Source organism: Microbacterium paulum (genome assembly GCF_015707995.1).
In the GTDB taxonomy this organism is placed as follows: Bacteria; Actinomycetota; Actinomycetes; order Actinomycetales; family Microbacteriaceae; genus Microbacterium; species Microbacterium paulum.
Window position 1 is genome coordinate 1 of sequence record NZ_JAAGRY010000111.1, and the last position, 3,744, is coordinate 3,744.

4 protein-coding genes are annotated in these 3,744 nt (G+C 73.2%); all 4 read right to left on the bottom strand.

Features of this window, described 5'->3' with window-relative positions:
• Positions 1-775, bottom strand: a 775-nt coding sequence (locus G3N18_RS15565; RefSeq protein WP_196385158.1) for a DNA-3-methyladenine glycosylase 2 family protein, incomplete at its 3' end; no start/stop codon positions are given.
• A 200-nt stretch (positions 776-975) separates the two neighbouring features.
• Positions 976-2,583: a bifunctional phosphoribosylaminoimidazolecarboxamide formyltransferase/IMP cyclohydrolase gene (gene purH, locus G3N18_RS15570; protein ID WP_196385159.1), complete on the bottom strand. Its 1,608-nt coding sequence runs from the start codon at positions 2,581-2,583 to the stop codon at positions 976-978.
• Between the two features lie 39 nt (positions 2,584-2,622).
• On the bottom strand, positions 2,623-3,255 hold the full coding sequence (purN, locus tag G3N18_RS15575; RefSeq protein WP_141378846.1) for a phosphoribosylglycinamide formyltransferase: 633 nt from the start codon (positions 3,253-3,255) through the stop codon (positions 2,623-2,625).
• A gap of 40 nt (positions 3,256-3,295) precedes the next feature.
• Positions 3,296-3,744: cell division protein PerM (locus G3N18_RS15580; RefSeq protein WP_230404242.1), on the bottom strand; the 449-nt coding region annotated here is incomplete at its 5' end.

Genomic DNA, 3,744 nt, shown 5'->3' on the forward strand with positions numbered 1-3,744 from the left:
CGGCGCGCAGCGCGAACCACGCCGGGCCGCCCGTTAGGCGCAGCGTGCGCGCGAACGAGTCGGAGGTCGCGGTCTCGACGCCTGCGACGGCGCGCGCGGCCATCCAGGCGAACAGCCCTTCGGCGTCGAACGGTTCGCGCACCGGCAGCACGAGCTCGATCGCGGCGGCGGCGGACGCGGCGGCGGCGTGTGCCCGCCCCGCCGCGGGGCGCCGCGAGCGCAGCTCGAGCGGAGTCAGGCCGAACACCTCGCGCACAGTGTCGTTGAACTGCCGCACACTCGCGAACCCCGCCGAGAAGGCGATGTCGGCGGCCGCCAGGTCGGTCTCGACGAGCAGCATGCGCGCCGTGTGGGCGCGCTGCGCGCGGGCGAGCGCGAGGGGGCCCGCACCGAGCTCGGCGGTGAGCAGCCGCGTGAGGTGGCGGGGCGAGTAGCCGAGCCGTGCGGCGAGCCCGGGCACGCCCTCGTGTTCGACGACGCCGTCGGCGATGAGGCGCATCGCGCGGCCGGCGACGTCGCCGCGCAGGTTCCACTCGGGCGATCCGGGCGTGGCTTCGGGCAGGCACCGCTTGCAGGCGCGGTAGCCGGCCTCGTGCGCGGCGGCCGATGTCGGGTAGAACGTGACGTTCGCCGGTTTGGGGGTGCGCGCTGGGCAGCTCGGTCGGCAGTAGATGCCCGTCGAGCGCACCGCCGTGACGAACTGCCCGTCGAAGCGCGCGTCACGGGCATCGATCGCCCGATAACGCTCGTCGAAGGTCAGGGATGCCGCGGACATGACTCCAGCCTGACACGCGCCCGCGCCTACCGCTCGCGGTTTTCGGACACGGCGGTGACACCGGCATCCACCCCGCTTCTCCCCCGCTGCACCGCCCCCGCACCGCCGAATCACCAGCGTTTCGCCGAATCACCCCCGCTTCGGCGTGGAAGCAGGGGTGATTCGCGAAAGCTGTGGTGATTCGCGAGCGCGGGGCGCGCTCAGTGGAAGAAGTGCCGCTCGCCGGTGAAGAACATCGTCACGCCGGCGGCGCGCGCCGCGTCGATGACCTCCTGGTCGCGTACCGACCCGCCCGGCTGCACGATCGTACGGATGCCCGCGTCGATCAGCACCTGCGGCCCGTCGGCGAACGGGAAGAACGCATCGGATGCCGCGACCGACCCCGCGGCGCGCTCGCCCGCCCGCTCGACGGCGAGGCGGCACGAGTCGACGCGGTTGACCTGACCCATGCCGATCCCGACGGTCGCGGATGCCTGGGCCAGCACGATCGCGTTCGACTTGACGGCGCGGCACGCCTTCCACGCGAAGGCGAGGTTGCCCTTCTCGTCGTCGCCGGGCATCTCACCGGTGACGAGCTGCCAGACGTCGACGAGCGATTCGACCTCGGCGGGGAACCGGTCGGCGTCCTGCAGCAGCAGTCCGCCCGAGACGAGGCGCACGTCCATCGGCTCCTGCTGCCAGCTGTCGGGCAGGCGCAGCACGCGCAGGTTCTTCTTCAGCTTGAAGACCTCGAGCGCCTCGGGCTCGAAGTCGGGCGCGACGATCACCTCGGTGAAGATGTCGCGCAGGTTCTCGGCCATCTTGAGGGTCACGGTGCGGTTCGCGGCGATCACGCCGCCGAACGCCGACACCGGGTCGCACTCGTGCGCGCGCAGGTGCGCCGAGGCGATCGGGTCGAGCGCGTTGGGGGCGGCGACCGCGATGCCGCAGGGGTTCGCGTGCTTGATGATCGCGACGGCGGGCTTGACCATGTCGAACGCCGCGCGGAGCGCCGCGTCGGCATCGACATAGTTGTTGTAACTCATCTCCTTGCCCTGCAGCTGCGTCGCCTGGGCGATGCCGTGACCGCCCACACGCGTGTAGATCGCGGCGCGCTGGTGCGAGTTCTCGCCGTAGCGGAGCGTCTCGAGCCGCTCGGCCTTGATCGTCAGGTGCTGCGGCAGGTCGCCCTCGTCGGCGAGGCTCTCCTCGGCGAACCACATCGCGACGTGCCGGTCGTAGGTGGCGGTGTGCACGAACGCGCGGGCGGCGAGGTCGCGGCGCTGCGCGAGGGTCGTGCCGCCGGTCGCGAGCGCGTCGATGATCGCGGGGTACGACTCGGGCGAGACGACGATGGCGACGTTCGCGAAGTTCTTCGCCGACGCGCGCACCATGGCGGGTCCGCCGATATCGATCTGCTCGACGACGGCGTCGCCGGTCGCCCCGGAGGCGACGGTCTCGACGAACGGGTAGAGGTTCACGACGACGAGCTCGAAGGGCAGGATGCCGAGCTCGGCGAGCTGCGTCTCGTGGTCTTCGAGTCGCAGGTCGGCGAGCAGGCCCGCGTGCACGCTCGGGTGCAGCGTTTTGACGCGCCCGCCGAGCGACTCGGGGAACCCGGTGACCTGGGCGACGTCCTTCACCTCGAGCCCGGCGTCGCGCAGGAGCGCCGCCGATCCGCCGGTCGAGACGAGCTCGACGCCCGCGGCGGCGAGCGCCTGCGCGAGCGGCAGCACGTCGGTCTTGTCGCTGACCGAGATCAGCGCGCGCCGGATCGGCACGAGGTCGCGGTCGCGGTAGAGGGCGGGATCGATGGTGGGGCCGGCCATGCGGAACTCCAGTGCTCGGGTGCGCGATGCGTGAGGTGGTCAGGGGATGAGGGGGTCGGATGCCGCGGCGGCGGCTCCGGCGTCGGTGCGGTACGCGGCGAGGTCGATCTCTCCGGTCGCGATGGCGCGGACCGTCTCGATGAGCAGGCGCCGCTCGACCGGTTTGATGCGCTCGTGCAGGGTGTGCTCGGTGTCGCCGGGGAGCACCGGCACGCGCTCCTGGGCGAGGATCGGGCCCGAGTCGACGCCGCTGTCGACGACGATGACGCTCGCGCCGGTCTCTGCGATGCCCGCCCCGAGCGCGTCGCGCACGCCGTGCGCGCCGGGGAACTCGGGCAGGTACGCGGGGTGCGTGTTGATGAGCGCGGGGGCCCAGGCATCCACGAGCTCCGCCGGCAGCAGGCGCATGAGTCCGCTGAGTACGACGAGGTCGGGCGTCCACACGTCGATCTGCCGGCGCAGCTCGTCGCCCCACTCTTCGCGGGTCTCGAACTCGCGGAAGGGCACGAGCACGGTCGGCACGCCGAACGCCTCTGCGTGGGCGAAGCCGTCGGCCTGCCGGTCGGCGCCGACGACGACGATCCGTGCGGGGAATCCGGGCTCCGCTGCGGCTTCGAGCAGGGCACGCAGGTTCGATCCCGTGCCCGAGATGAGGACGGCGACCGTGAGCACGCGGCCAGTCTACCGGCGTGCGGTCGCGGCGCCCGCCGGGTCAGTCGCGAGGTTGCTCGCCCTCGTCGGCGTCGGGTGCGCCGGCGTCTCCGCGAGCGTCGTCCGTGCCGCCGGCGCGCTCGTCGCCGGGCCTCTCGGGACCGCCGAGCGAGGCGAGCGGGTCGAGGTCGGACGGGGCGAACTGCTCGGTGTCGCCGTCGCCGGAGACGTCGGACACCCAGTGCGGCAGCACCGCCGCCGGGCGCGCCGACCGGCCGTTCCTCGCGTCGGCCGCCGTCGCGCGACCCATGGTCGCGCCCGCGTGTCCCGAATACGAGGCGTGGTCTCGCCCGTCGCCCGCCGTGCGCGTCGGGCCGAACAGGGCGATCGCGGCGCCGACGAGCAGCTCCAGTCCCACGGCGAGCGCGACGGGTCCCGGCGCCGGACCGACCTCGGCCAGCCGTCCGGGCCCGATCGAGCCGGAGGCGACGGCCGCGAGCAGCGCCGCTC

What these genes read in the sequence shown, in the direction of transcription:
- purH (WP_196385159.1), bottom strand. Translation starts at nt 2,583, where the DNA reads ATGGCCGGCCCCACCATCGATCCCGCCCTCTACCGCGACCGCGACCTC.